A 24250-nucleotide genomic window follows, 5' to 3' on the forward strand; every position below is an offset into this window, starting at 1 on the left:
CCAATTGGTGTAGGCGGTACCCATTTCCTGGCACCCCAGCCCGACAGCCGAGTACCGGGTCAGTCACCACCGGTGTCACCCGACAACAGCGCTGCGGCGGCCAACTCGACGCCGAGGTGGGCGTTGTAGGCGTCCGACCAGTTCGTGCACCGCGATGACTTTCTCCTGCGCGGACTCCGGATGAGTGACCTGCCAGCCCACCACCCGCCGCGCTTCGTCCTGGGTCCACCGGCGCGTTCCGGTGCGTTCGTTCAGCGGCGGCTGTTCGATCTTCGCGAACCGCGCTTCGGGATCGGCCATCGCGGCGAGGATGCCGTGGATGTAGTGCGGCACGGCTGCCCGGCGCTGTTCGGCGGGCCACCGCGACGAGATCCACCGCCACCGCCCGTACGGTCGATCGTGCACCCGGTGTCGTCGGCGAACATCTGCAGCGTCTCCGTGAACGAGTACGCGACTTCGCTGCGGGCCGGATGGCTGCCACCATGCGGCTGCAGAGGTTCGAGATCTTTACCGACCGCCAGGACCGGTGAAACGAATCTGGCCTGCGGCGATTCATAAAGTACATGTCCATGACGACGTGGATGGGGCAGCCGCTGCAGTTCGTCCGGGTGGCCCTGAGGACGGGCGGTCGGCAGATGGAACGGAGGGCCGCGCCTCGAACTCGCCAGTTACGCGACGTAATGTCAGGCGGAACCGCCAACATCCGGATCGGCCGATGGTCGTGCCCACCTTTGGCGTCGTCGGGATCGCCGGTACTGTGCGTCAGGTGCTGGACGTGGCGAAGGGGATCGCGGGAAATCCGGCCGCTGACACAGGGGTGCTGCTGCGCCTGCTGAACTCGGGTGTGCATTCGCTGTATTTCACGGTGATCTACCGGAGGGATCTTCCGGTAGCTGTCTATGACGCCGTGGTGATACATGCCGATCCAAAAGTGCGTGGGATCCTTGCGGATTGCTGGAATGCCCCGGCCAAACAGCGGGCGCGGCTGGCGAGTGATCCGGACCCGGCTGTCCGCGCTGTTGTGGCGATAGGGCCCGAACCGTTCCGGATGGTCGTGGAGCCGCTGCCCGAGGAGATCTACGTGCAGCCAGGGATCCCGACCGCAAAGTCAGGCTCTGGCTGACCGAGACACGGATGCTGCCGCGCGTGATCCACCTGCAGTTGCTGGCCGATGACGACCCGAAGGTACGGCTGTCCGCGCTGGGCAGCTGGCGTAGGTCGCTGCCTACCCATCTCGCCGACGCGTTGCGAGTCGACCCGGATCCGCAGGTGGCACGTCTGATGGCCGAGCGGATGAACCCGCTGGCCCCCACGCCGCTGGCCGATCTCGTCAACGATGCGAGCCCGCAGATCAGGCTAGCCGCAGCGCAGCATCCCGATCTGCCACCCCTGCTCGTGGCCGTGCTCGCCACCGACACCGATCCTGGGGTACGCCTGGCTGTTTCGATGCGACCCGAGCTCACCGAGGAGCAGCGCGCCGCGATCGACTACGAGGTGCGTCCCGAAGACCGGCTGGTGATGCCCGATGCGATCCGTGACCGCCTCGACGACATCGCCCTGGTCCGCCGCATGGCACGCTCGTCTCACACCGGCCTGCGACGTTTCGCAGCGTGTAGCCCGCATCTTCCACCGGATCTGGTGGAGGTGCTCGCCGATGATCCGGACTTCGCGGTCCGGCTGCTGCTCTGCGAAAACCAACCCACAGTCTCGGACGAGTTGTTGCTTCGCACGTACCTGGAGGCGAAGGTCGTCACAAGTAGCTTCTTGCCGATGCATCCCAACTTCCCGCGCTCGAAGCTCTCGGCGGGCGCCACATCTGACAGGCCCGAGTTGCGCTCGCTCGCTCTGCTGGACCCCGCCACCACAGCCGAACAGGCCGAACGGCTCAGCCACGACCCCGACCCGCACGTGCGTGCACTCGCAGCTCGCGACCAGCGCCTCACACCGAACCGGGTCCATGAGCTACTGACCGATCCACACACGGCCCCGTGGGCCGCGAGCAACCCCGTGCTGTCGATACCGCACATGCTCGAACTCCTGACCCAGGCCGGCATCGCCTGGCCAGGAAGCACCCAGCGACGAACACCCGGTCGTGCACGCCGCGGAGCCTGCCGGTAGAGGGCTTCGTCAGCCGGGACCGGCACGCGGGTATGGTCTGCGCGTTTGCCCTGCGGTGCGGCCGTGGGCGGCGCGGCCGCTGACCCGAGCCCGTAGCAGGCTTGACGGCCGGCGTGGTGTGCGTCAGCGGGTCCAAATGCGTTGCAGGCCGGTCGCGATGGCGGTGATGTCGGTTTCAGCGGCGTTGCAGCTGACCGCGATGGCGGTGCGACGGTCGGCGGTGACTCCGAACAGGGTCGCGTAGCCGGCCCACCCGCCCTCATGGCTGAGGGTGCCGTCCGAGTTGACGGCGATCCCCGCCGCGTATCTCGGTCCGGCGGGCTGGCCAGTCGGCACGGCGCGGTCGAGCTGGGCCTTCAGGAGCGTCTCGCCGCCGACGGCGCCGGTGCGGTAGTTGTCGGCCCAGCGGACCAGCTCGCCCGGGGTCGTCTGGACGGACCCGTCGCCGATCTGGGTCCATGCGGATCCAGCAAGCTGCCAGGTGCCGTCCGGTGACTTCGCATAGGGCAGGGCGGTTTCCGGGCCGCGTGCGGCAGGCACGAGTGTCATCGCGAGCCGCAGCGGGCCGAAGACCTTCGCAGCCAGGAACTGTGGCAGGGACTGGCCGGAGACGGCCGCCACGACTTCGGCGAGCAAGACGTAGTTGGAGTTGGAGTAGGCGAACGTGCCGGAGGTGGGTGGCGGTGACTTCGCGATCGCCTCGAGAGCCTGCCGCTGCGTCGCTGGGTCGGTGAGGGTATGACCGGCGGCGGTGAGCAGGTGCGTGTAGTCGGTGATGCCGCTGGTGTGGTGGATGAGGTGGTCGATCGTGACGGTCCCGGCCCAGCCGGGCAGGCCCGGCACGTGCTTCGCGACCGGGTCGGTCAGGTCGAGGTCGCCGGCACCGGCGAGCAGGAGGACCGCGGTGGCGGTGAACTGTTTGGAGACTGAGGCGATGTCGAACACCGACGTGGTGGTGAGAGGGCGTCCGGTGGTGGTGTCGGCGACGCCGCGAGCACCGGACCAGGCGACGACGCCTTCGATGCCGACGGCGGCGGAGCAGCCGGGCTGGTCGGTCTTCAGCAGCCGTTCCATGAGCTCACCGCTCTCGGCGGGCCGGTCCACGGCGGCTAACGTCGCCCGGGCCGCCTCCGGCGCCGACGTCGTGGCGCACCCGCCGGCGGTGAGGACACCGGCCATCGCGACCGTGAGAAGGCGGTACTTCATGAGGAGGTCCTCTCAGTGGGAAGGTTTCGCCGCAGCACGGAATGGGCCGCCGCGAATGCCGCGGCCGATCGGCGCTGGAGGACCGATCTCAGTGCCCGGTCAGGACCTCACCGGCGGCGGCGGTCAACGCGCCACGGTCGACGCCGAGCACCTTCAACGCCCGGGCCACGGTGCCGCGCTCCTGGTCGCCGGCGGCGGCGACGACATGCGCCCCGCGCAGCGGTGACCGGCGGCCGGCTTTCGCGAGCCGCACCGCAGCCTGGAAGACCTCCTGCCCGGGGGCGGTCAGCCGGTAGAGCCCGCCGGCCGGGGCGGCCTCCGGCAGGGGCCGGCTCGGACCTGCCGCCAGGACGCCGATGTCGCGCATCGCCTGCCGGTGCGCCTCGTCGATCGCCGCCTGGAACTCCGCCGGGTCGGTGCCGGCCCGCTCGAACGCCCGCCGGGCCGTGCCGTCGGGCAGGTCGAGCGCGGCTAGCAGGAGGTGCTCCGGGCCGGGCAGGCCGTCGCCGGCCCGCTGGGCCTGGGTCTCCGCGGCGGTCAGCAGCATCTTGATGGTGCGCATGTCCTGGATGGCGCGGGGAAGCTTCACGTGTCGTCCCTTTCCTGTGCGACCTTCTGGGCGAGTTTCTTGTGGGCCGCCTGGGCACTGATGCCGAGCGCCTGGCCGATGTGAGCCCAGGTCCACCCCTGCCGGAGCGCCTGGTCGACCGCGGAGCGCTCCAGCTGGCTGGCGAGGCGTCGCAGCGCCACGACCGCGGCCAGCGCGGCCTCCGGGTCCTCGGGTGACGGAAGCTCGACCATGTCATCAACTTTAGTTGATAGGGAGATCATCCGTCAACAAAAGTTGATGACCTGGATTGGTTCGGATCTGATCGCCCCAGCGACAGGATTGGCCAGAAGTCCCCCCAGGCGGGTGCAGCGCCTACGCCTCAGACCGGCGCACCGCCTTCATCGCCGAACACCAACGACGCCCCGGCCGGGTTGGCCCACACCCGGCCTGGACGCCCCAAATCCTGCGCCTGCTGGAGAAGCACGACGTCCCGGCACTGTTCTGCATGATCGGCAATCAGGTCCTCGGCCACGAACCCACCGCCCGCGACGTCGCCACCTGATCGCCAACCACACCTGGTGCCACCCGATCAACCTGGACAAGCTGCCGTCCCACACGGTGCTCAACGAGATCCACCGAGCCCAAGACAAGATCTACAGCACTACCGGGTTCACCCCGAGCCTGTTCCGCGCCCCCCCCGGCGACGCCTAGTCCTAGGGGCTATCAGAAATCCGGAACGGCCTCTCCAGATAGGAGATCAATTCCCCGCGCCACGCCTCGATGAAGGCGTCGACCGGCCTCGTCGTGGTCACGCAACAGCCGCAGCACCGTCGCGGGGGACGGGTGCTGGCCCTTTCATCTTGCCCTTGGTGATGACCAGCTGGGCGGCGATGTCGCGCAAGCTCAGCTCCTGGGCGCGAAGGTGCAGGGCCATCGGCAGCATGGTGTTGTCCGTGACGCTGGCCCCGCCAATGGTCTTGCCTCGGATCCGCGCGGACTCGCGCCCTTCCAGGGTCTTGTCCCGGATGTACTCGCGTTCCATCCCCGATAGGGCTGTCAGGTTCCGAGGTCGCCTGCACGGGATGTCCGCGGTCCTCTGCACAGGTTCACCATCTATCGAGCGTGGGGCCGCAGTGGCCGTCTCGAATCCGGGCTCAGGTGGCGCGGTAGGCGGTGAGGATGCGCATGGTCTCGGTCGCACCGTCGTGGACGACGGCGATGTCGTGGTCGGTGAAGGTCCGTGGAGCGATGTCGATGACGCAGTGGGCGCCTAGGACGTGGCCGGCGTCGTCGATCAGGGGGGCCAGGGCCGCAACCTACTGGCACGCGTCGCTGACGGCGCGGTGGTGCCGCTGCCGATACGCTCTGGCGCGGTCGCGTTCAACCCGCGCCGCGACGCAGGGGACATGACCGTGATGACGGTGGATGGTCCGACCGGCGACTTGGTCATCTACGACTACGACCTGTCGAACGACAGGCTGACGCAGCGGAGCAGGTTGGCCTCGCCGACGGGATTGCCGATGCGTGTCCGGGAGCTGGCGATCTCGGCACGCGGCGAGGCCGCCGTCACCGCACCCATCGGCGTCGCTGGTCTCGACCAGTTGCAGCGGGATGGTGTTCACATCGCGGCGTATGTCGACATCGATGCGGGTGAGATCGAGCCGGTGCTCAGCGTGTCGTTCCGGACCCCCGGCGCCCAGCGGCGGCACACCAGTCCCCGGTGGTGCGACGATCGTGGACTGGTCGACGCGACACCGCTGAGGATCGCGGACCGCCTGTCGGAGCAGGCCACGGCGAGCCGCTGCTCGCCGGACTCGCCGCAGATATCCAACGACCTCGCCGACCGGTGGCTCGAGGGGATGAACGGCATCCAGACAGCTTGGCGGTCGGGCGCCATTCCCGACCACCGGTTCGCGCAGGAGTTCGTCCAGTACTCCCTGAGCTGCATGGCATTGGACCGAACTCGGACGGAGGAGGTCCTAGCGGCCGTGCGGCAGCGTGCTCACCGCGACCTCGCCGCTCGGGAGGTGATCCAGCGGATCATGACCGAGTCCCGAGGGTGGGTCGGCCCGTCGTCGGTGGGCATTCCAACGCCAGAGTCCGCGCCCGTCCCGGCACCGGACCAGGACACTGCGGCAGCGGTCGAGCGAGCGGCACTCGACCTGGTGGCCGCCCGTCACCACGCCGAGGCCGCCGACGCGATCCGGTCCCTGCTCGCCATCGCGCAACGAGCGCGGCAGTTGCCGCCGGATGTATGGCGATGGCTGGCGACTCTGGCAACTGCGGCTATGGCCCACGGCGAGTATCTGCTCGTCGTTCGCATCGCGCTCGCCACTTGTCTCTGGCACACCTTCTTCCTCCCCCAGGACCCCATGCTGGGCAACTTGAGGCTGCCTTCGGCAACTCGGCCGGAGCTGCTGCCGTTGCTCGCTGACGGCTTCGAGGCGGCCACGCACCTCCACCAGCGTCAGATCGTCGGCGAGGACGGCGACGCCAGCTTCGACGCCGAGGCCGTTCGCCACATGTGCCAGGAGCTGCTCGCCGAGCTTCCACTCGACGAGTTCCTCACAAGCACGCGGCGGCCGACCGCACGCACCGGCGAGCTTCCCGTTGCGCTCGATCCGCGCCTCACCTCCTACCGGAAGGAAGAAGCCGTCAGGCCATGGTCGGCGCGGGCTTCGCGCTCGGATACGCCGCCATGCGGAGCCGCCCCTCCTCGGACCGCAGCCACAGCAGGAGCTTCTCCCAGTAGTCACCGACCGGCGCGTCCCAGTCGGTGAACCCGTCGTCGGTCAGGACGGCTTGCAGGAAGCCGAGGAAGTCGGCATCGGATCGCACCGTGTCGGCCAGCCGATCGAGCTCCCGGTAGGCATGCCCCGACGCTCCCAGCGCCGACGAAGGCGATCGAATCGTCTTGCGAACGCACGGTCTCGTCGAGGCCGACCATCTCATCCTTCGAGGCTCCGTAGAAGAAGCGATCCACGTCAGCCACCGTGACATCCGGTGCCGCCAGCGCTGCCAGACCGGGTTCCGTGTCGAAGACAGGAGCCTGACTCGGCCACCGTGGTCCACCTCCGTGTTCTTCGTGTGCCTCTTCTTCGAAGTGAGTCGATCCTGTCTCACCCCTTCGTCTTCGGCCTCTTCGTACGAATCGGCCTTGCGGTGATCTGGTGAGCGAGCAGGCGGCGGCTGTCGAGCGTAGACGTCCGCCCACCTTCCTCGAAGGTCCGGATCGGCGGGATCCGCTCGGTCAAGGCGCCGCTCGTCGCCGTCTCGGCTCAGCCTGCCGCTTACATGATCAGCTTGTCTCCCCTGTTTCTGCCAGGAACGCGTACGCGGCCGGATCTACACCGGCTCTTTCCGGAAAAGTGCCCAGCAGACAAGCACCCGACCGATTCTGCTGAACCGTCCGAGGAGATATCCGTGCGCACCCCCTCTCGCGTCCCGGCCGCCGTGGCTGTCCTCTCCGGGCTGCTGCTGACCTCGGCCTGCGCCACCGCCGACAACCCCTCGGGCGCGGCCGCCCCGGCAGCCTCCGGCGCTCCCACCGCCGCGTCCTCGCCGGTGGCGCCGCCTTCGTCCCCGGCCTCCCCCAAGTCGCCGGCTTCCACCTCGTCACCCACCAGGAGTGGCAGCGGCAGCGGCAGCGGCAGCGGCAGCGGCAGCGGCGATGGTGTCTTCAGCGGCACCCGTCAGGTCAACCTGCTGCCCAAGAACAGCGAGGCGACCCTCGGCGTGGTTCAGGGCGGCAAGATCGGGCTGTCCGAGGCGTTCGGCGACGCGGAGCTGTTCGTGCTGACCGCGGTGAAGCCCGGCGGCGACCAGTACTGGATCCGCACGGCCAAGCTGCGCAAGGGCAGCGAGCCGTTCTGCCTGTCGGCCAAGCTCGGTCCCGGAGGTGCGCCTGCTGCAGTGCTGACCACCGCGTGTGACGCGTCGGCAGCCGACCAACTGTTCCGGTTCCGCAAGACAGGCGAGTCGAACGGCAAGCCCACCTACACGATCCGGACCGGCGAGGACACGTACATCATCCAGGACCCTACCGGCAAGATCGCCTCGACCGGCACGGGCGTGGCCGCGGTGACCATCGGCGAGGGCACCCCCGACATCGACACCCCGTTCGTGCTCGCCGACAAGGGCAAGGCGTCGATGCCCGCCCTGGATTGACGGTCCCGGCGCTGCCGGCCGCCCTCACAGGATGTGCGTCGATGATCGCATTCCGTGCGGTGGCTGCTGCCGGGTCGTGACGGGTCGAAGAACAGAGGGGCTCGGCTACGAGTGCCCCGGTGGATCGCCTCGTCCAGCCAGGCCTACTCGTCGAATCCGGTGCCCGTGACGTCATCACGCACCACCGGGACAGGCGTAGAGCTCGACCAGCCGGTGCCGAGCCGCCTGCAGCCGGTCGGCGGCAACGGCAAGGAACCGAGCGTCGAGTTGCCGCCCCAGATCGATGTCGGCGGCCAGCACAGCGCGGACCCGGGCCGCGTCGAGCTCGAGCGCGCGAACGTCCTCGGCGACGACCGCGCCGAACCGCCAGCGGTGCGGTGCCAGTAGCCACGACCAGCCCACCATCGCGCCCGCACCGAGCCGGTCGATTACCACGTCACCCCGTCCCGGGACATGCAGGTCGAGCGCCACGGCGCCGGAGTGGACCAACCAGAACCGGTCCGCGGGCCCGTCCTCGTGGAACAGCCGGTGCCCGGTGACCAGGTGCACCGGCCGGGCGTGCGGGGCAAGGCGGTGCAACCAACCGGCGGGCAGGTCGGCGACCAGCGGGTGCATCGCAAGAAGGTCGAAGACGGACAGCGTGCTCATGCCCTCACGCTAGGAGCACACCCGGCTCGCCGGGCAGGGCCGGAGGACCCGACCTCCACGGCCCGCCGAGACGGTCCGCCCGCGTCGCCGACGGATCAGGACGAAAGACCCTACTCGTGGCTGCCCACCGAGTTTGATCATGTGACTACGTCCCGGGTTCAACCCGCGAGCGAGGACATGGAGGAGGCGTCATGACACGCAGCGACCAAGTCACCAGCCCCCAGGTGCACACTCACGGCACAGTCGCGCCAGAGGCCACCACGTACGCCGTACGGAAGCTCCAGGCCGCGCTGTACCACGCCCCGGCCCCCGTGCTGCATTCCCGGCTGACCCTCGACGCGAACGCCCCAGGCGACCGGGTGGAGGCCCACATCGACGTCAACGGTGTCGCGGTGCATGTGCACGCGGTCGGCGAAAGCCTGCAGGAGGCCACCGACGCCATGCAGGAACGCCTGCGCTCACGGCTGCGCCGGATCCGCCGCCGGCCCACCCAGGGACCACGCGCGCCCGAACCGGACCCGGCGTGAACCGAGCCGGAGCGGACCACGGCCCGGGGTGACCCTCGGGCCGTGACCACCGCGATGATCGCCGCCATCAGCAACCCGGGCACCGTCGCCGACCGCGGCGGTCACCACTCGGCGCTGCCCCGCCCGTCAAGGCAGGGTGGCGGCCCACTTCGCCGACGTCGAATCCACACGCCTCCCACGAGTGTGGAGCACCGGCCGGAGCGCGTCGGCCGGGGTCGGTACGTGCTCACGGATGTACGCGTGCGGCTGGGATGGCCTCGGCGAGCGCTGCCACGGCGCCGTTGACCGGAGCCGGATGGGTCACCGTCACCCGCGCGACCAGATCGGATTCGGCCGTCTGTCGTTCGGCGACGGCGCGAGCGGGGCCGCCCGGACGCGCCGCTCGGCATTCCCGCATTCGGTCATGTCCGCCGCAGCAACGCCTCGGCCGACGGCGCACTCCACTGGGCGCGCTGCTTGATCCCGAGCAGCATTCGCCGTTCCATGATCAGGCTGCCGGGCTCCATGACGGCCCGCCCGACCAGCCTGCGCGGCCAGGTGGCGCCCGGCACCAGGATCCGGTTGCGGCTGATCAGCCGGGCCTTCAGCCACCGGGTGGTCAGGTGGAGGATCCACACCCAGGTGCCGTCGGTCGAGCGGAACGCGATCGTACGCTCAGGATCGCAGATCTCCACCCGCATGCCCGGGCCCTTCGGCCTCAACGGCAGCACATCGCCCACGGCGAGATGTTGGAACTGCGGCAGGATGTCGTCGGCGCTGTGCACGTCCAGAGCAAGTAAGTTCTCGATCCAGTCGTACGTGTAGGCGCCGCCACGCCCTCCGCCCATCTGCACGAGCCACGGCCACACCGCCGAAGGAGGCGCCGCGATCGTGATCGCCCGGGTGGACTGTATGTCCGGGTCGGGCAGCAGGTCGTCGCCGGGGAGTGTCAGTGCCGTCTCCTCGCCGGTGGCGCCGTAGGTGAGATACCAATGCCGGGCGAGCGGCGAACAGGCCGTGGCCGCTGCCATCAGGGTCGCACCACCGATCCCGGTCCATCCCGTTGTTCTCATGACTCCACGCTCTCCCTCCGGGTTCTCGGCCGGCGCGACGACGTCCGAACTGCCGGAACACCTACAGCCTGCTGGGGGCCGCCAGCGTCTCGTCGTCGAAGGAGTACGCGAGGGTGGAGGTCACGGTGACCGCCCCGGGGACCTGACGGACCAGACGGTCGACGAGGCCGGCATCCGAACGGCGATACACGGCGCCGGAGACCGTCACGACGCCACCTGCCACGGCCACGGTGATCGCGTTGGCCTCGTCAGCCAGAAACGGCCGTAGCACGCCGGTCTCGATGTCGGCGCGGATGTCATCGTCGGCGCGCAGATGCACCCTGAGCAGATCGCCTCGGGTGACGATGCCGACCAGGCGCCCGCTGCCGTCGATCACCGGAAGTCGCTTGACGTGCTTTTCGTCCAGGCGTCGGGCGGCGGCCGTGATCGAGGTGCCGAGCGACACGACGACCGGCGGCGCGCTCATCAGATCCACGGCCGTACGAGCGGTCGCCTTGGCCCGGTCGGCCCGGTGCCGCAGTCCGTCGAGCAGCCCGCGTTCCCCGCCGCCGGCATACTCGATCTTGCGCAGGAGGTCGGCCTCCGACACCACACCGATCACCCGCCGCGCGGCGTCGACGACCGGCACCGCGCTGAACCGGTGCGCCGTCAACAGATCGACCAGGTACCGGTAGGACGCGGACGGATCGACCGAGATCACCTCGGTGGTCATCACGTCGTCAACGGTCCAGTTCTTCATCATCACGACCTCCTCGAGGATTGCCATCTGGAAGCTAGGCCCGCGCACCCCGCGCCGGCAGGGCCGACAGTCCCGCACGGACGGGAAGATGGGCCCGCGAGCGGCCGCACCGCCGATCTGCTGGTCGCCCGCCCCGCCGGTCCGGCTGAGCGCGGGGCACAGGTCCCGTCGTTTGCGGGCCGCTCGGCCCTGATCAACGACGGCTCTCCCGGCGAGGCTGAGGGCCGGAATGAGATCAGGGAGAGAAATCATGCGTGCAGCGGTCGTCACCAGCTTCGACCAGCCCCTCGACGTCTTGAAGGTGCCGGTCCCCGAGCCGGGCGACGGGCAGATCCTGGTCCGCATCGAGGCGAGCGGGCTGTGCCACACCGACATCCACGCCGCCCGCGGCGACTGGCCCGTCAAGCCCACCCCGCCGTTCGTGCCCGGCCACGAAGGTGTCGGCATCGTCGAGCAGACCGGCTCGGGCGTCACCGCGCATCAGGCCGGTGACCGGGTCGCCGTGCCCTGGCTGGGCTACGCCTGCGGCGCCTGCGACTACTGCGTCACCGGCTGGGAGACCCTGTGCGAGGCGCAACTCAACACCGGCTACGCGATCGACGGCGGCCACGCCGAATTCCTGGTGGCCGACGCCCGCTTCGCCGTCGCGGTGCCGGCCGGCATCGACCCCGCCGAGGCCGCGCCGCTGACCTGCGCCGGCGTCACCACGTACAAGGCGGTCAAGGTCGGCGGGGTCACGCCGGGCGACCGGGTGGCGATCTTCGGCATCGGCGGACTCGGTCACCTGGCCCAGCAGTACGCGCAGATCTTCGGCGGCGAGACGATCGCGATCGACGTCACCGAGGAGAAACTGGCCCTGGCCAAACGGCTCGGCGCCGCCCACACGATCAACGCCGCCACCACCGAGCCGGTCGCCGCGATCGAGGCGCTGGGCGGCGCCGACGTCGCCGTGGTCCTCGCCGCCGACCCGAAGGTCCTGGAGCAGGCGCACGCGTCACTGCGCCGAGGTGGCCGGCTGATCCTGGTCTCGCTGCCGAAGGACAACGCGATGTCACTGCCGATCTTCCAGACCGTCCTCAAGGGCATCCAGGTGATCGGTTCCATCGTGGGGACCCGCGCCGACCTCGCCGAGGTGTTCCGGCTGCACGCCGCCGGCCGTACCCAGGTCTTCTACGAGACCCGCAAGCTGGAGCAGATCAACCAGGCCATCGAAGACGTCCTCGCCGGCCGCGTCCCGGCCCGCCTCGTCCTGCTGCCGTAAGCCCCTCCCCCAGGGGCCGACGAGATCGCGCCCGCACCCGGAGGTCCCGGCCGTACACGGCACCGGAGGGCGCGCAGCGCCATGATGACCGCTGCTCGCACTCCGGTCACGGCGGCACCGCCGGCCGGCGCGTCCGACCTGCTCGCCCGTCGCAGGGGTGCCGGCGAACGGGACCTCCGGCCCGCCCGGGAAGGTCCTGCCGCCCTGCCAGGAGACATCGACACAGATGACACTAAAGGAAAGGAGTCCAGCGATCGGCGTCGCGCAGCTGCGGCACATCCTCGACCAGTACCCGACACCGTAACGAGGCCGCCATGAAAGCGCTCATCGTCTACGAATCAATGCTCGGCACCACCGAGGCGATCGCCCGCGCCGTCGCCGAACGTCTGGAGATGAGCTTCGACGTCACCGTCGCCGACGTACGCACCCTGCCCGCGGCCGGCGACACGGATCTGCTCATCGTCGGCGCTCCGACGCACGCGTTCAGCATGAGCCGCCACCGGACCCGCGCGGATGCGACGTGGCACGGCAGGCGGAAGGCCCGCGCCCCCGAGATCGGGATCCGGGAGTATCTCGACTGCTCGCCCTGGCTGACCGGGATCCATGCGGCAGCGTTCGACACGGCACTGAGAAAGCCGTCCCTACCCGGATCAGCCGCCCGCAAGGCCTACCGGCGGCTGGACGGGCTCGGCTGCCACATGCTGACCGCCGCGAAGTCGTTCTATGTCACGACCGCCACCGGACCCCTGCTCGACGGCGAGCTGGAACGGGCCCGCCGGTGGGCCGACACGGTCGCGGCCACTGTGCTCGCCGTCCGGCGCCCAGCGTCGACCATGTGAGGGTCTCTTCTGCCGACGGCCGATGCCTCGACGCGTCGGCCGCCGCCGACGGCCTGCGACCAGGCGCGCAGCGTCGGCATGACTGATCCGACAACGGGCCCTTCGGCCCTAAACAGCGAGCTGCCTACCAGGCACTTTTAACGAGACTACGTAGCGTGCCTCACCTACCGAGGCACCCGCCCAGCGAATCCGGCCGCCGGCCACGACCGGCCCGATGCCGCCGCACCGACCGGCGGCGTCGACCAGCCGAAGGGAGAACGAGCAATGAACGGCTACGACGACACCGACCTGCTCCGGGCCGCCTCGGCCGGGATCCGCGCGCCCTCGTTGCACAACAGCCAGCCGTGGCAGTTCCGGCTGCACGGCGACGCCATCGAAATCCTCGCCGACCCGTCACGCCAACTGCAGGTCGCCGACTCCGCCGGCTGGGCCCTGCGGCTGGCGTGCGGCGCGGCGACCTACAACGCCCGTCTCGCGCTGGCGGTCTCCGGCCGCCCCGCCGACGTGCTGCTGGCGCCCGACCCCAGCCGACCCGATCTGATCGCCCGGCTCACACCGGGCCGGGAACGGCCACCCACCTACACCGAAACCGATCTGTTCGCCGCCGTCGCCCGCCGGCACAGCCACCGGCTGCCGTTCTGGCCGGATCCGGTCCCCGCCGACGTACGGGTCCGGCTGATCGAAGCGGCCCGCAGCGAACATGCCTGGCTGGATCTGCTCGTCGGTATGACCGCGCTGACCGGATTCTCCGAGATCGCCCACAGCGCCGACCGGGTCCTGCGCCGTGACCTGCACTACCAAGCCGAAATGATCACCTGGGCCGAAGCCGACACCGCATCCGGCGGTGTCCCGTCACGCGCCGCGGCACCGGTCACCGAACACCAGGATCTGCTCCCCCAGCGCGCCTTCACCGACCGGCAGCGGGCCACCGGCCGCGACTACGAACCCGAACCCCTCGTCGCCATCCTCGGCGTCGCGACCGACCGGCGACTCGACCAGATCATCGCGGGCCAGGCGCTCCAGAAGGTGCTGCTCACCGCCACCGACGCCGGCCTGTCCACCTCGATGATCTCTCAGCCGATCGAGGTGCCCGCCGCCCGCGACCAGCTACGCCGGTCCCTGGGCCGATCCGGGTACCCGCAACTCGCCCTGCGCATCGGCTACGGGCAACAGGCCGGTCGGCCCACCCCCCCGCCGCGACCTGTCGGAGGTTCTGGCGCCGGCCGTCGAATGCCAACCGTGCTGACCGCCGTTCCACCCCGGTAATCATGGAAGTGGCAGCGTGATCGCGGGTTCGCCGCTGACCCAATCGGCGGGCAGAACGGCTACAGCGTCGGCGCCGGCCGCACCGTGCAAACCGGCCGAGCCGGTGCCCGGCACTATTTCGCCGCCGTGTTCGAGACATCGGACGGGCGTGATTCGTACGCCGTGAGGCACCAGCCTGGTGGCGCCGCTGACCAGGATTCGGCGCGGCACGGCCGGCGACTGTCCGGCAAGAGCCCGTAGAACGGGTTCGAGAACGGTGAGCGCCGCGACGAGGCCGGCGTAGGGGTTTCCGGGCAGGCTGATCACCCACCGCCCGTCGGGCAGAACGGCGAGGGCCTGCGGGTGGCCGGGCCGGCAGGCGACGCCGCGGACGTGCCAGACCGCCTCGCCGAGGTCCAGCTTGATGACGGACGAGCGGATGCCGTCCCGGGGCTTATCCGAGCAGCAGGTGACCGTACTCGGCCATGATGGTGAGCGCCAGGGCCAGCAGCCAGATCACCACAATGACAACGTCGAGGTCGGCGGCCAGTGCCGGGCCAGAGCGTTTTGCAGGCGGGCCGGTAGGAACAAGTTGTCGTCGCGGATGTTGACGTGGGTCAGGGTGGCGAACACCAGGGTGGAGACGGTCACCAGAAGGCACAACGCGCCGATGTGAACATCGACTGGTGGGACTACCCGGCTACCTACCAACCATCCTCGATCTAGCCACGGAGAACGACAGCAGCTGGCGGCTGCTGCGAGAGAAACGGTTCGGCCTCGATCTGCTCACCGTGTCCCTCGCCAAGGACGGCTCACCGCCGCCGAACCAGCCGGCGGTGTCACCGTGTTTCGTGCGGGTGCTCGCCGAGCAGGCGGGTGGCCAGCACCGCCGCCTGGGTGCGGCGCTCCAGGCCGAGTTTGGCGAGCAGGCTGGAAACGTAGTTCTTCACCGTCTTCTCCGCCAGGAACATCCGGCCGGCGATATCCCGGTTGGTGAGCCCTTCCGCGACCAGTTCCAGGATCTCGCGTTCCCGGTCAGTCAGGCCGGCCAGCTCACGAGGTTGTTCCACACCGTTACGGATCCGTTCGAGGACACGCTGAGTGACCACTGGGTCCAGCAGCGACTGCCCGGCGGCGACCCGGCGGATCCCGTCGACCAGATCATTGCCGCGGATCTGCTTCAGCACGTAACCGGAAGCACCGGCCATGATCGCGGCGAACAGCGCCTCGTCATCCTCGTACGAGGTGAGGATCAGGCCTTTGATCGACGAGTCGACGGCGCGCACGTCACGACAGACGTCGATGCCGCTGCCGTCGGGAAGACGGCCGTCCAGCACCGCGACGTCGGGGCGCAACGCCGGTATCCGCCGGGTCGCCTCCTGCGCGGAGCCGGACTCGCCGACCACTTCGATATCGCCGGCGGCCTGCAACAGGTCGGCCAGTCCGCGGCGGACCACCTCGTGGTCGTCGAGCAAGTAAACGCGAATCATAAGCACTTCATACCGCCCGGTCGCCGGGCGCCGCAAAGAAGGTCCCCAAACATTCGACCGCCACCGCTCGCGGCAGGGCCTGGCACCGGAGGCCAGGGCAGGGAACGCGGGCGCCGCCGCATCGCGACACCACGGGCGGGGCTTGCGCCGCGCCCGTGGTGTCGAGTCGTCAGCTGGGCTTCGGCGCTCCGGGCCGGGCGTAACGCGTCCAGGTGACGCCGACACAAAGGACCGCGAAGGCCAGCCCGATGAGATAGAACACGGTCGGGGACATGATGGTCAGACCGAACCCGAAGAAGAACGGCCCGAACGCGGCGATCGCGGCGGTCCAGCCGATGACGCCGCCGGCCTGCCGGCGCTCGAAGATCATCGGCATCTGCTTGAAGGTCGAGGCGTTGCCGATGCCGCTGAACAGGAAGATGGCGAGCATCCCCCAGAGGAACCGGTAGAAGCCCGCGTCCAGGGCCTCGGCCGAACTGGTGTCGGGCTGCAGGGCCGTGAGCGTGTACCCGATCGAGGCGATGATGCCGATCCCGGACACGAGGGTCCACCGGGCGCCGCCGAACCGGTCGGTGAGCGGGCTGAACAGGACGCGGGCGGCAGCGCCGACCAGGGGGCCGAGGAAGACGAACGTGACCGGGTCAGGGATCGAGTAGCCCGCGATGAGGAGTTTGGCCGCGGCGCCGGCGCCCTGCACGATGTCGGGGTTCCCGGCCCCGTACAGGTTCTTCATCAACAGCCCGAACTGGCCGGACAGACCGGCGAAGGTGCCGAAGGTCATGACGTACAACAGCGTCATCCACCACGTGTCGGGGTTGCGGAAGATGTCGAACTGCTGCCGGATGTTCGCCGTGATGGGCACCGAGCGCAGCATGGTCCAGGCGAGCACCGCACCGACCACGATGAACGGGACGTAGATGTAGGCCGCGTTCTGGTACCAGACCTCCTGCGCGGGCTTGCCGGGCGCTCCTGCCATCGGTTGGGACCCGCCCAGGAACCCGATCATCGAGAAGCCGATGATCCACGGAGTCGCCAGCTGGACCAGCGACACCCCGAAGTTGCCGATCCCGGCCTGCAACCCGAGCGCGGTGCCTTGCTTGCGGCGCGGGAAGAAGTAGGAGGTGCTGGGCATGAACCCGGAGAACGCCCCGCCGCCGATGCCGGACAGGAAGGAGAGGGACAGCAGCATCCAGAACGGTGTCGTCGGGTCCTGCACCTGGACCCCCCATCCCACGACCGGGATGAGCAGCAGCACGGTGGTCAGGGCGACCATCTTGCGGGTGCCCATCATCGGCGGCAGGACCATCCAGACGAGGCGCATCAGTCCGCCGGCCACGCCCGGCATGGCGGTCAGCCAGTAGAGCTGGCCGGTGGTGAGATCGAAGCCGAGGTTCGTGAGTTTCGGAGCGATCGCGGACGCGAGGAACCACGATGCGAAGCACAGGGTCAAGGTGAAGGTGCTGATCCAGAGGGTCCGCCAGGCCAGGTGGTGGTCCCAGGTGTCGGGGTTCTCGGGATCCCAGGATTCCAGCCATTCGCGGCCGGCGGGACGGACCGCGCCCGGAGGTGTGGAGAGTTTGATGTTCATGCGCGGGCCTCCTCGGGCTCACGGATCGCCACGCCGGTGGAAACGACTGCTCGCCCGGCAGGGCTGGGTTTCTCGATATGTGTGGCCAGCTCGGGTGATTCGTGGTGGAGCATGTGCACGACGGTCAGGTGCATCCAGATCGCGCACGCGGCGGTGACCAGGAACAGCACGAGGAAGGTGCTCGACGGCAGGCCGGTCCACGCCTTGGTGTAGGCGAACAGCGGCGGCAGGAAGAATCCGCCGAGGCCGCCGAGCATGCCGACCAGACCGCCCACGGGTCCCACCTTCTGCGGGAAGTACTCAGGAATGTGCTTGTACACCGCGGCCTTGCCGATGCCCATGGCGCAACCGAGCAGGACGACCAGCACGGTGAACGGCACAACGCCGAGGTGGTAGGCGAGGTGGGTGGACTCGGTGCCGTCCGGGTGGGCGACGACGAGGTGGCCCGGAGGCATCATCAGGATGCCGGTGCTGAGCAGCATGACGCCGAACGTCCAGTACATGACGCGACGGGCGCCGACGCGGTCGGACAGCGATCCGCCGAGCGGGCGCAGCAGCGATGCCGGGAAGATGAACAGCGCCGTCAGGTAGGCCGCGGTCTGCAGCGACACCCCGAAGTTGTCCATGTAGTAGGTCGGCAGCCAGGCGGCGAGCGCCACGTAGGCCCCGAACACGGCGACGTAGTACAGACTGAACCGCCACACCCGCAGCTGCTTCAACGGCTTGAGCTGCTCACGCAGCGGGATGCCCTGGCCGGGCCTGCGGTCCTGGCGGGGCGTGAGGAACCAGGTCGCCGCCGCCAGGACGAGCAGCAGCACGGCGTAGACGACCGGCACGAGCCGCCAGCCGCCCTCGACGAAGCCGAGGTAGGTGGCGCCGGCGGTGCCGGCGATCAGCGGCGGGCCGATGAACTTGGTGATCGAGGCGCCGACGTTGCCCGCGCCGAAGACACCCAACGCGAAACCTTGGCGCCGGCGGGGCTGCCACGCCGAGTTCCAGGCGATGCCCGCGGAGAACGAGTTCCCGGCGAAACCCACCAGGAAGGCCAGCACCAGCAGCATCGGGTAGGAGTCGGCGAGCGAGACGAGGTACGCCGCGACGGCTGTCGCCAGGAGCATCACGGTCATCACCCGGCGCCCGCCCAGCCGGTCGGTCACCATCCCGGCGGGCAGCCGCCAGAGCGAGCCGTTGAGCACAGCGACGGCGATGATCCAGGACAGCTGCACCTCGGAGAGGCCGAACTCCTTGCTGATCGGCTTGCCGAGAATGCCGAACATCAGCCACACCGCGAACATCACGGTGAAACTGACCGTGGACAGGACCAGGACACGGTGGCGACCACGCTCGCCAGAGCCCGACCGGTCGCCGGCGGTCACCTCGGACATCGGATCGTGGGGGGCTGGCTTGACGGACACGGTCGCTACCTCGCTGAGGGATCTGTTGTGCGCCTACGAGGTCGTCGTCGGCGCGTCTGCTCGCTCAGCCTGGCGTGGAAGATCGGCGGGAGGTAGGGACCTTCTACCTGTCTGCGAGGGACCGAGTCTCGGCCGGCAGGGACGAACCCGGGCCGGATGACCTGTCGCACGCGTCCCGCCGCCGCGGGCGGCTGCATGCACGAGGTGAAGCCGCCATTCGACGCGTCCCCGAGGGTGACCACCCCGTCGACCGCGCCGGCCACGTCACGGCGGAATGCCCCGGTCCCGGCGCACGACGAGAAGCTCGGTGGCACGGCACGGCACGGCACGGCACGGCACGGCACGTGGCCATTTCCTCAACCGAGGCCTGTGACCAGCGCAATCACACCGTTCGCCGCGTCGAGCAACTGGGTGACGAACGCCAGAACGATGATGCCGATGGTCAGCCGACGGCGCATCCTGGCAGAGCGTCCGCTTGTCTCTCTCATGGCTCGAACTGTGCGGCCGCCGCCGGATGGATGCGCATCGCCGGCGTACCGGTACACGAATGGAACTGCGGTCCCTGGGCGTGCAATACCGTGGGTAGGCATCGAAGGGAGACTGCGATGTCACGATTGGCCAGTCCCGACCGCAGCATCGGCGGCCGCATCCGGGCACGTCGGTTGATGAATGCCTGGAGCATCCGGCACGCCGCCGACCGGGCGGGCATCTCACACGCTTCCTGGAGCCGCATCGAACGCGGACTGCAGGCGGCCGACAACCGTTTTGTGCTCGCCGACATCGCGTCCGCGCTGGAATGCTCCATCGAAGACCTGACCGGCACGCCGATACCCGCGACTGACCGGCGGGCCGCCGCGGCACAGGCCGGCGTAGCCGCGCTGCGGCGCGCCTTGGTCGAGATCAACCCGGCCGACAACGGCCAGGTGCCACGGCGCCCGGCCGTCGAACTGGCCCGCGATCTCTCCTTGATGCGGCAACTGCGCCACGACTGCGAGTACGACCGAGCGATCGCGTTCGCCCCGCGCGTCGTCAGCGACCTGTGCGCGGCCTGCAAGGGGCCCGAACGAGGAGCGGCTCTACGAATGCTCTGCGAGGCGACCTTCCTGGCCTCGTCGTTGCTGCGCTCGCTCGGCCATCCCGGGGAGGCCTGGATCGGCGCGCAACGCTGTCAGGACGTCGCCGGCGAGACCGGCGACCCCGTTCTGCTGGGGCTGGCCGCGTACGCCCAGGCCTGCTCCGCCATCAGCTGCGGGTCCCGTCAGGAGGGCCTGGCGATCGCGGAGCGCGCGATCAGCGCTATTGATCCAGGGATGGTAGTGACCGGCGTGCTGCACCTGGTGGGCGCGGCAGCCGCCGGCGATGAGGGGTGGGCCGCAGAGGCGGCCGCCATTGCCCGCCGTACGGGCGAGACCACCACACACGCGCTCTCCTTCGGCCCCGCCAACGTCAGCCTCTGGCGGCTGAGCATGAGGCTCGACGCCGGCGATCCCCGCCACGCGCTCGCCATCGCGCCGACGGTCGACTCGGTCGTCGCCCAGGTGAAGTCCCGATCGGTCTTCTTCCACGCGGACTTGGCCCGGGCATACGCGGGCCTACGCTCCGACGACGCCGCGATCCGGCACCTGCTTGTCGCGGAACGCGTGGCCCCGCAACACGTCCACTCCTCACCGCTGGTGCAAAAGACGGCCAGAGCGCTCCTCGACCGAGCCCAGCGCCGAACCGGTGGCAACGCTCTGCGTGGGCTCTGCGAACGCATGCAGGTGGCCCGCTGAGGATCGGCACACCGAGCATCGCGTGGACCGCCCCGAAAAAGCTCTTCGCTGCCGCTGGTCACACTCGCAAGGAATCGGAGACGCCGTGCCGGGAATCCCAGCTGACCGGCGAGCTCGGGCCCCTGGCAGAGGCGTGGCTGACCGCCGTCGGTCACCGTGCCGGTGGCCGACCTGCCCCGAGCGCTGCTGATCTGCTCGATCCTCCCACCGCGCCGCTGGCGGCTACCGCGGGCGGCGGGAATCGGCGGAGCCGGCGGGCCCTTCGTCCTGGCGACGGCTGCCGTACGGCCCTCACCCGATGGGGCCCCGCAGCGCTTGACTACAGGTGTGCGCCGGTGTTTTCGCCGCCGTGATCCGACTCGAGGAGCAGATGTGTTCACCACCGTCGAAACGCTCGCACAGCAGCCGTTCCTGGCCGGGTTGACCGACCACCAACTGAGTCTGCTGGCACCGATGACCAGCCGATCGATGTTCCATGCCGGGAACCGGATCTTCCGTGAGGGAACGCCGGCCGAACAGTTCTGGCTGCTCACCGATGGCTGTGTCTTCCTCGACACCGAGGTGCCCGGTTACGACAACTTCGTGCTCGAGACCCTACGGTCCCCGGCAGTCCTGGGCTGCTCCTGGCTCTTCCCGCCGTATCGCTGGAACTTCGGTGCCGTCGCGCTCAGCACCACGCACGCGCTGACGTTCAACGGCTCGCTGGTTCGCGCCCTGTTCCAGAGCGATCCGGGACTGGGATACGAGCTCACGACCCGGTTCCTGCAGGTCATGGGTGGCCGCCTGCACGCGGCCCGTCGCCGCCTGGCGGACTGCCAACGCGCGAGCGGCCACCACGGCGACCTCTGACAGTCGCGCGCCGTAAGCTTGTTTAACCTCCGACGCCCACCCGGCGCCGCGGCGGAGCAGCCCGCTGCGTCGTCGATGGCGACTGCAGCGAGACCGGATTGCTTGCCGGCGTGGGCAGAGACGGACCAAGGGCCCGTTTTCTGCGGCGATTCCGTACGTTTGGTTCTGACGGTCGTCAGTGGCCCCACTCGGACCGGCTTAAGTTCTAACGGTCGTCGCAACACCTGACCCGTTCAGGAGTTGCCGTGCCCAAGCCCCGTCGTCCGCGTAAGCCACCAGGTGCCGGCCCGGAGCAAGCGAAACGTGATCACTACCTTCGCCTCATGGCGCAGGGCATGAACAACTCGGCAGCCTGCCGGGAAGATCGCCGATGGGCACCGGGCCGGCAGCTCGATCCGATCCATCGCGGAGCAGCTGGGCAGGGCGCCGTCCACGATCAGCCGAGAGATCAACCGCAACAGCGACCCGGAAACCCGCGACTACCACCCCTTCGCCGCCCACCAGCGTGCGGCGGCCCGCCGCCCACGACCGAAGCCGGCAAAGCGGCGAACCAACGCGGAGTGCGCGACCTGGTCCAAGAGTTGCTGGATCAGCGGTGGAGCCCAGAGCAGATCTGCCGGACCCTGCCGTTGCAGCATTCTGACCGGCCGGAGCTGCGGCTAACATCCGAAACGATCTACCAGGCGTTGTATCGGCCTGATCGCGGCGGTCTGACGCGCGGTCGGTTGCCGTTACTGCGCACGGGTCGTACCTATCGCAAGCGTCGTCGCAGCCGCGGGCAGCGGACACCGCGGTTCACCGACCGCTCGAAGAGCATTCACGACCGGCCCGCCACCGCCGAGGACCGCGCCTTGCCCGGTCACTGGGAAGGTGACCTGATCATGGGTGCCCGGAATCGGACCGCCATCGGCACCCTGGTCGAGCGCAGCACCCGCTACGTCCTTCTCGTCCACCTGCCCAGGGCGTCGAGATGGGCCGGCATGCCGAGTTCACGGCAGCCACGAGCACGCCGGTCTACTTCTGCGACCCGACCAGCCCGTGGCAGCGCGGCTCCAACGACACCCCCGCTCAGCGGTTCACCCGTCTGCTCGCAGAAGCCGCATGATCACACTTACTGATCGGCCGATGACAGTGCGGCGGTTCGCGTCGAGATGAAACTGCATCCATGTCTGCGAGTGGTATTCCACTTCGTTTCAGTTGACGAACCCGCTGCTCGACGTCAGGTCATGCCATTCAGTGCCAGGCGCCGGAGGTACTGGCTCAGCCTCTCGGCGAAATGGTTTTCGGCAGCGAGCCCGATGTGCCAGTCCGGACGTACGACAAGGAGGGATTCTTTGTCGGGAGCGACGCCGTAGATGGCCTGTATCGCGTCAGCGCTCAATGGTGACTCGTTTCGGACGTCGAGTACACGGCAGGCATTCGCCGGGTTGCGTTGTCCCACAATGTCATTGCAGCCTTTGACCGCTTCGTCACCGAACGCGAGAGCAGTGATTTCCGCGTCTTGCAGGAATTCGAACAACCGGGGCCGTGAGCCGTCCGGAAGGCTGAGGGGCGCGTCCGGGGCTCGGTCACCAGCGCGTAGGGTGCCTGGATCCGGTCGGGTCTCCTCGCTCAGCCAGAGTCCGCGATAGTTGTTCCGGAGCTGGAATACGTCTGCTACCTCGCTCTGGTTGTCGGCCGCCGCCTTCAGCCCGTTCATCAAGCGTGCTGCGATGGGGTAGCGCTCTTCCTCGTAGCTGTCCAAAAGGCGCTCCGGAGCGCCTCGCAGCACCATGGCGAGTTTCCATCCGAGATTATGTGAGTCTTGGACGGCGGTGTTCAGCCCTTGACCGCCTGCTGCCGGAACGGCATGCGCGGCGTCACCGACGAGAAACACCCGGCCGACCCGGAATCGGCTCGCAAGCCGCTCATTCGTTCGGCTGACGGTGATCCAGGGCGCGTCGTCGAAGGTCACCGCGACACCTTCGGACCGCTCGTCGAACAACCGTTGGAGCGTGGCCAGCTCGAGAACAGGCATGTTCTCGCCGGGCAGGAGAGGAGCGACGAACTGGTAGGTGTCAGTGCCCGGCAGCGGGCAGATGGACACCCGGGCCGCTGGATGGTCGGGGTGCGACCAGTTGTGCCAGTACGAGCGGTCCAGCCCTGTCGTTCGAACGTCCGCCGTGAGGAACCGCTCATCGTCTCGAGTCACCCCGTCGAACGCGACGCCGAGGATTTTCCGTAGGGTACTAGCCGCGCCATCAGCGGCGACGACGAAGGATGAGCGGAGACGTTCGGTCTCGCCGAGTCGACGGATCGTGGCCGTGACTCCGGCTCCGTCGTCGGCGAGCGCGATGAGCGCCGAGTGATACTCGATTTCCACGCCGAGTCGCCGCAGAGCGCCCCGCAGGATCTCCTCGGTTCGCCATTGCGGGATCATCCAGGTTTCAGGATAGGGAACAGCCGGGTCTGCGGCCGGCTGACCGATTCCGAGCAGTTCGTAAATCGACTTCTCCCAAGCCACACGGCCCGCTCGATAGTTCCGCCAGGGTGGGAACGGTCCCCCGGAAGTCAAGACCTCCTCGACGACGCCGAGCGACTCGAACACTTCCAGCGTTCGAGGCTGGATTCCTTTCGCCCGCGACCCGGACGCCGGCGCCGCGGCCTGCTCGATGAGACGGACATCGACGCGACGACGCGCGAGTTCGAGCGCGGCGACCAGACCCGCTGGACCGGCGCCGACGACCAGAACGGAAAGACTCACCGAGGCAGTATGTCGTCATCCCGCAAATGAGCCAACTGATT

Annotated in this window: 25 protein-coding genes and 1 pseudogene; 13 read left to right on the forward strand and 13 right to left on the reverse strand. The window is 69.0% G+C overall.

The features are described 5' to 3' along the window. Positions 1 to 75: 75 nt before the first annotated feature. Positions 76 to 405, reverse strand: a complete 330-nt coding sequence (locus QLQ12_RS08835) for a DUF6192 family protein (protein WP_282758524.1) — start codon at positions 403 to 405, stop codon at positions 76 to 78. Between the two features lie 310 nt (positions 406 to 715). Between QLQ12_RS08835 and QLQ12_RS08840 the strand changes: the two genes are divergently transcribed. Continuing rightward, the gene (locus QLQ12_RS08840; protein ID WP_282758526.1) at positions 716 to 1123 is read left to right on the forward strand and encodes a hypothetical protein; all 408 of its coding nucleotides are present in this window, start codon (positions 716 to 718) and stop codon (positions 1121 to 1123) included. A gap of 23 nt (positions 1124 to 1146) precedes the next feature. Next, positions 1147 to 2118 (forward strand): HEAT repeat domain-containing protein, encoded by a 972-nt coding sequence (locus QLQ12_RS08845; RefSeq protein ID WP_282758528.1) that lies wholly within the window; start codon positions 1147 to 1149, stop codon positions 2116 to 2118. A gap of 123 nt (positions 2119 to 2241) precedes the next feature. Here the strand turns inward: QLQ12_RS08845 and QLQ12_RS08850 are convergent, their stop codons facing one another. From QLQ12_RS08850 to QLQ12_RS08860, 3 genes are all read right to left on the reverse strand, one after another. After that, positions 2242 to 3324: a serine hydrolase domain-containing protein gene (locus tag QLQ12_RS08850; RefSeq protein WP_282758530.1), complete on the reverse strand. Its 1083-nt coding sequence runs from the start codon at positions 3322 to 3324 to the stop codon at positions 2242 to 2244. 88 nt (positions 3325 to 3412) lie between these two features. Further along, the gene (locus QLQ12_RS08855) at positions 3413 to 3913 is read right to left on the reverse strand and encodes a Clp protease N-terminal domain-containing protein (protein ID WP_282758531.1); all 501 of its coding nucleotides are present in this window, start codon (positions 3911 to 3913) and stop codon (positions 3413 to 3415) included. Beyond that, the gene (locus QLQ12_RS08860) at positions 3910 to 4125 is read right to left on the reverse strand and encodes a helix-turn-helix domain-containing protein (protein WP_282758532.1); all 216 of its coding nucleotides are present in this window, start codon (positions 4123 to 4125) and stop codon (positions 3910 to 3912) included. The genes QLQ12_RS08855 and QLQ12_RS08860 overlap by 4 nt, the downstream gene beginning before the upstream one ends. Before the next feature lie 221 nt (positions 4126 to 4346). Between QLQ12_RS08860 and QLQ12_RS47025 the strand changes: the two genes are divergently transcribed. Beyond that, complete coding sequence (locus QLQ12_RS47025; RefSeq protein ID WP_407651446.1) at positions 4347 to 4436, forward strand: hypothetical protein; 90 nt, start codon at positions 4347 to 4349, stop codon at positions 4434 to 4436. Beyond that, positions 4436 to 4585, forward strand: coding sequence for a polysaccharide deacetylase family protein (locus QLQ12_RS47030; RefSeq protein WP_407651447.1), 150 nt, complete (start codon positions 4436 to 4438; stop codon positions 4583 to 4585). Before QLQ12_RS47025 ends, QLQ12_RS47030 begins: the two co-directional genes overlap by 1 nt. 97 nt (positions 4586 to 4682) lie before the next feature. Here QLQ12_RS47030 and QLQ12_RS08870 read toward each other — a convergent pair whose 3' ends face one another. After that, positions 4683 to 4916 (reverse strand): hypothetical protein, encoded by a 234-nt coding sequence (locus QLQ12_RS08870; protein ID WP_282758534.1) that lies wholly within the window; start codon positions 4914 to 4916, stop codon positions 4683 to 4685. Between the two features lie 235 nt (positions 4917 to 5151). Here QLQ12_RS08870 and QLQ12_RS08875 point away from each other — a divergent pair, with 235 nt between their 5' ends. Beyond that, positions 5152 to 6654, forward strand: a complete 1503-nt coding sequence (locus QLQ12_RS08875) for a hypothetical protein (RefSeq protein ID WP_282758536.1) — start codon at positions 5152 to 5154, stop codon at positions 6652 to 6654. A 643-nt stretch (positions 6655 to 7297) separates the two neighbouring features. Beyond that, positions 7298 to 8041 carry a hypothetical protein gene (locus QLQ12_RS08880; protein ID WP_282758537.1) on the forward strand — a complete coding sequence of 248 codons (744 nt, stop codon included), beginning with the start codon at positions 7298 to 7300 and terminating at the stop codon, positions 8039 to 8041. 174 nt (positions 8042 to 8215) lie between these two features. Here the strand turns inward: QLQ12_RS08880 and QLQ12_RS08885 are convergent, their stop codons facing one another. Further along, positions 8216 to 8689 (reverse strand): Crp/Fnr family transcriptional regulator, encoded by a 474-nt coding sequence (locus QLQ12_RS08885; RefSeq protein ID WP_282758538.1) that lies wholly within the window; start codon positions 8687 to 8689, stop codon positions 8216 to 8218. A gap of 191 nt (positions 8690 to 8880) precedes the next feature. Here QLQ12_RS08885 and QLQ12_RS08890 point away from each other — a divergent pair, with 191 nt between their 5' ends. Further along, complete coding sequence (locus QLQ12_RS08890; protein ID WP_282758539.1) at positions 8881 to 9216, forward strand: HPF/RaiA family ribosome-associated protein; 336 nt, start codon at positions 8881 to 8883, stop codon at positions 9214 to 9216. Positions 9217 to 9617: 401 nt separating this feature from the next. On the opposite strand, the gene QLQ12_RS08895 is transcribed toward QLQ12_RS08890, so the two are convergent. Both QLQ12_RS08895 and QLQ12_RS08900 read right to left on the reverse strand, forming a co-directional pair. Further along, on the reverse strand, positions 9618 to 10268 hold the full coding sequence (locus QLQ12_RS08895) for an SRPBCC family protein (protein WP_282758541.1): 651 nt from the start codon (positions 10266 to 10268) through the stop codon (positions 9618 to 9620). 61 nt (positions 10269 to 10329) lie between these two features. Then, on the reverse strand, positions 10330 to 11034 hold the full coding sequence (locus QLQ12_RS08900) for a CBS domain-containing protein (protein ID WP_282758543.1): 705 nt from the start codon (positions 11032 to 11034) through the stop codon (positions 10330 to 10332). A gap of 223 nt (positions 11035 to 11257) precedes the next feature. Here QLQ12_RS08900 and QLQ12_RS08905 point away from each other — a divergent pair, with 223 nt between their 5' ends. From QLQ12_RS08905 to QLQ12_RS08915, 3 genes are all read left to right on the forward strand, one after another. Next, positions 11258 to 12268 carry a zinc-dependent alcohol dehydrogenase gene (locus QLQ12_RS08905; protein ID WP_282758545.1) on the forward strand — a complete coding sequence of 337 codons (1011 nt, stop codon included), beginning with the start codon at positions 11258 to 11260 and terminating at the stop codon, positions 12266 to 12268. 314 nt (positions 12269 to 12582) lie between these two features. Then, the gene (locus QLQ12_RS08910; protein WP_282758546.1) at positions 12583 to 13107 is read left to right on the forward strand and encodes a flavodoxin family protein; all 525 of its coding nucleotides are present in this window, start codon (positions 12583 to 12585) and stop codon (positions 13105 to 13107) included. 264 nt (positions 13108 to 13371) lie between these two features. Next, on the forward strand, positions 13372 to 14373 hold the full coding sequence (locus tag QLQ12_RS08915; protein ID WP_282758548.1) for an Acg family FMN-binding oxidoreductase: 1002 nt from the start codon (positions 13372 to 13374) through the stop codon (positions 14371 to 14373). A gap of 495 nt (positions 14374 to 14868) precedes the next feature. On the opposite strand, the gene QLQ12_RS08920 is transcribed toward QLQ12_RS08915, so the two are convergent. The 4 genes from QLQ12_RS08920 to QLQ12_RS08935 form a co-directional block, all read right to left on the reverse strand. Then, entirely contained in the window at positions 14869 to 15003 is a 135-nt protein-coding gene (locus QLQ12_RS08920) for a hypothetical protein (protein ID WP_282758550.1), read from the reverse strand. Positions 15004 to 15191: 188 nt separating this feature from the next. Next, positions 15192 to 15842 carry a response regulator gene (locus QLQ12_RS08925; protein WP_282758552.1) on the reverse strand — a complete coding sequence of 217 codons (651 nt, stop codon included), beginning with the start codon at positions 15840 to 15842 and terminating at the stop codon, positions 15192 to 15194. A gap of 169 nt (positions 15843 to 16011) precedes the next feature. Continuing rightward, positions 16012 to 17430 carry an MFS transporter gene (locus QLQ12_RS08930; protein WP_282758554.1) on the reverse strand — a complete coding sequence of 473 codons (1419 nt, stop codon included), beginning with the start codon at positions 17428 to 17430 and terminating at the stop codon, positions 16012 to 16014. Continuing rightward, positions 17427 to 18845 (reverse strand): MFS transporter, encoded by a 1419-nt coding sequence (locus QLQ12_RS08935; protein ID WP_328518270.1) that lies wholly within the window; start codon positions 18843 to 18845, stop codon positions 17427 to 17429. Before QLQ12_RS08935 ends, QLQ12_RS08930 begins: the two co-directional genes overlap by 4 nt. Before the next feature lie 518 nt (positions 18846 to 19363). On the opposite strand from QLQ12_RS08935, the gene QLQ12_RS08940 reads away from it, so the two are divergent. The 3 genes and pseudogenes from QLQ12_RS08940 to QLQ12_RS47360 all read left to right on the forward strand — a co-directional run. Next, positions 19364 to 20617 carry a helix-turn-helix domain-containing protein gene (locus tag QLQ12_RS08940; protein ID WP_282758556.1) on the forward strand — a complete coding sequence of 418 codons (1254 nt, stop codon included), beginning with the start codon at positions 19364 to 19366 and terminating at the stop codon, positions 20615 to 20617. Between the two features lie 372 nt (positions 20618 to 20989). Beyond that, positions 20990 to 21466: a Crp/Fnr family transcriptional regulator gene (locus QLQ12_RS08945; protein ID WP_282758558.1), complete on the forward strand. Its 477-nt coding sequence runs from the start codon at positions 20990 to 20992 to the stop codon at positions 21464 to 21466. A gap of 363 nt (positions 21467 to 21829) precedes the next feature. Further along, a pseudogene (locus QLQ12_RS47360) lies at positions 21830 to 22571 on the forward strand (IS30 family transposase); the annotation flags it as partial. Between the two features lie 114 nt (positions 22572 to 22685). Here QLQ12_RS47360 and QLQ12_RS08955 read toward each other — a convergent pair. Continuing rightward, a complete protein-coding gene (locus QLQ12_RS08955) occupies positions 22686 to 24209 on the reverse strand; it encodes an FAD-dependent oxidoreductase (RefSeq protein WP_282758562.1) in 1524 nt (507 codons plus the stop codon). Positions 24210 to 24250: the final 41 nt, after the last annotated feature.

Source organism: Actinoplanes sandaracinus (assembly GCF_030009775.1).
GTDB lineage: Bacteria > Actinomycetota > Actinomycetes > Mycobacteriales > Micromonosporaceae > Actinoplanes > Actinoplanes sandaracinus.

Excerpts from the sequence above, each read along its gene's own strand:
- QLQ12_RS08840 (WP_282758526.1), top strand. The coding sequence starts at position 716 with ATGGTCGTGCCCACCTTTGGCGTCGTCGGGATCGCCGGTACTGTGCGT.
- QLQ12_RS08850 (WP_282758530.1), bottom strand. The coding sequence starts at position 3,324 with ATGAAGTACCGCCTTCTCACGGTCGCGATGGCCGGTGTCCTCACCGCC.
- QLQ12_RS08860 (WP_282758532.1), bottom strand. The coding sequence starts at position 4,125 with ATGGTCGAGCTTCCGTCACCCGAGGACCCGGAGGCCGCGCTGGCCGCG.
- QLQ12_RS08870 (WP_282758534.1), bottom strand. The coding sequence starts at position 4,916 with ATGGAACGCGAGTACATCCGGGACAAGACCCTGGAAGGGCGCGAGTCC.
- QLQ12_RS08885 (WP_282758538.1), bottom strand. The coding sequence starts at position 8,689 with ATGAGCACGCTGTCCGTCTTCGACCTTCTTGCGATGCACCCGCTGGTC.
- QLQ12_RS08890 (WP_282758539.1), top strand. The coding sequence starts at position 8,881 with ATGACACGCAGCGACCAAGTCACCAGCCCCCAGGTGCACACTCACGGC.
- QLQ12_RS08895 (WP_282758541.1), bottom strand. The coding sequence starts at position 10,268 with ATGAGAACAACGGGATGGACCGGGATCGGTGGTGCGACCCTGATGGCA.
- QLQ12_RS08900 (WP_282758543.1), bottom strand. The coding sequence starts at position 11,034 with ATGGCAATCCTCGAGGAGGTCGTGATGATGAAGAACTGGACCGTTGAC.
- QLQ12_RS08905 (WP_282758545.1), top strand. The coding sequence starts at position 11,258 with ATGCGTGCAGCGGTCGTCACCAGCTTCGACCAGCCCCTCGACGTCTTG.
- QLQ12_RS08910 (WP_282758546.1), top strand. The coding sequence starts at position 12,583 with ATGAAAGCGCTCATCGTCTACGAATCAATGCTCGGCACCACCGAGGCG.
- QLQ12_RS08915 (WP_282758548.1), top strand. The coding sequence starts at position 13,372 with ATGAACGGCTACGACGACACCGACCTGCTCCGGGCCGCCTCGGCCGGG.
- QLQ12_RS08925 (WP_282758552.1), bottom strand. The coding sequence starts at position 15,842 with ATGATTCGCGTTTACTTGCTCGACGACCACGAGGTGGTCCGCCGCGGA.
- QLQ12_RS08930 (WP_282758554.1), bottom strand. The coding sequence starts at position 17,430 with ATGAACATCAAACTCTCCACACCTCCGGGCGCGGTCCGTCCCGCCGGC.
- QLQ12_RS08940 (WP_282758556.1), top strand. The coding sequence starts at position 19,364 with ATGCGCATCGCCGGCGTACCGGTACACGAATGGAACTGCGGTCCCTGG.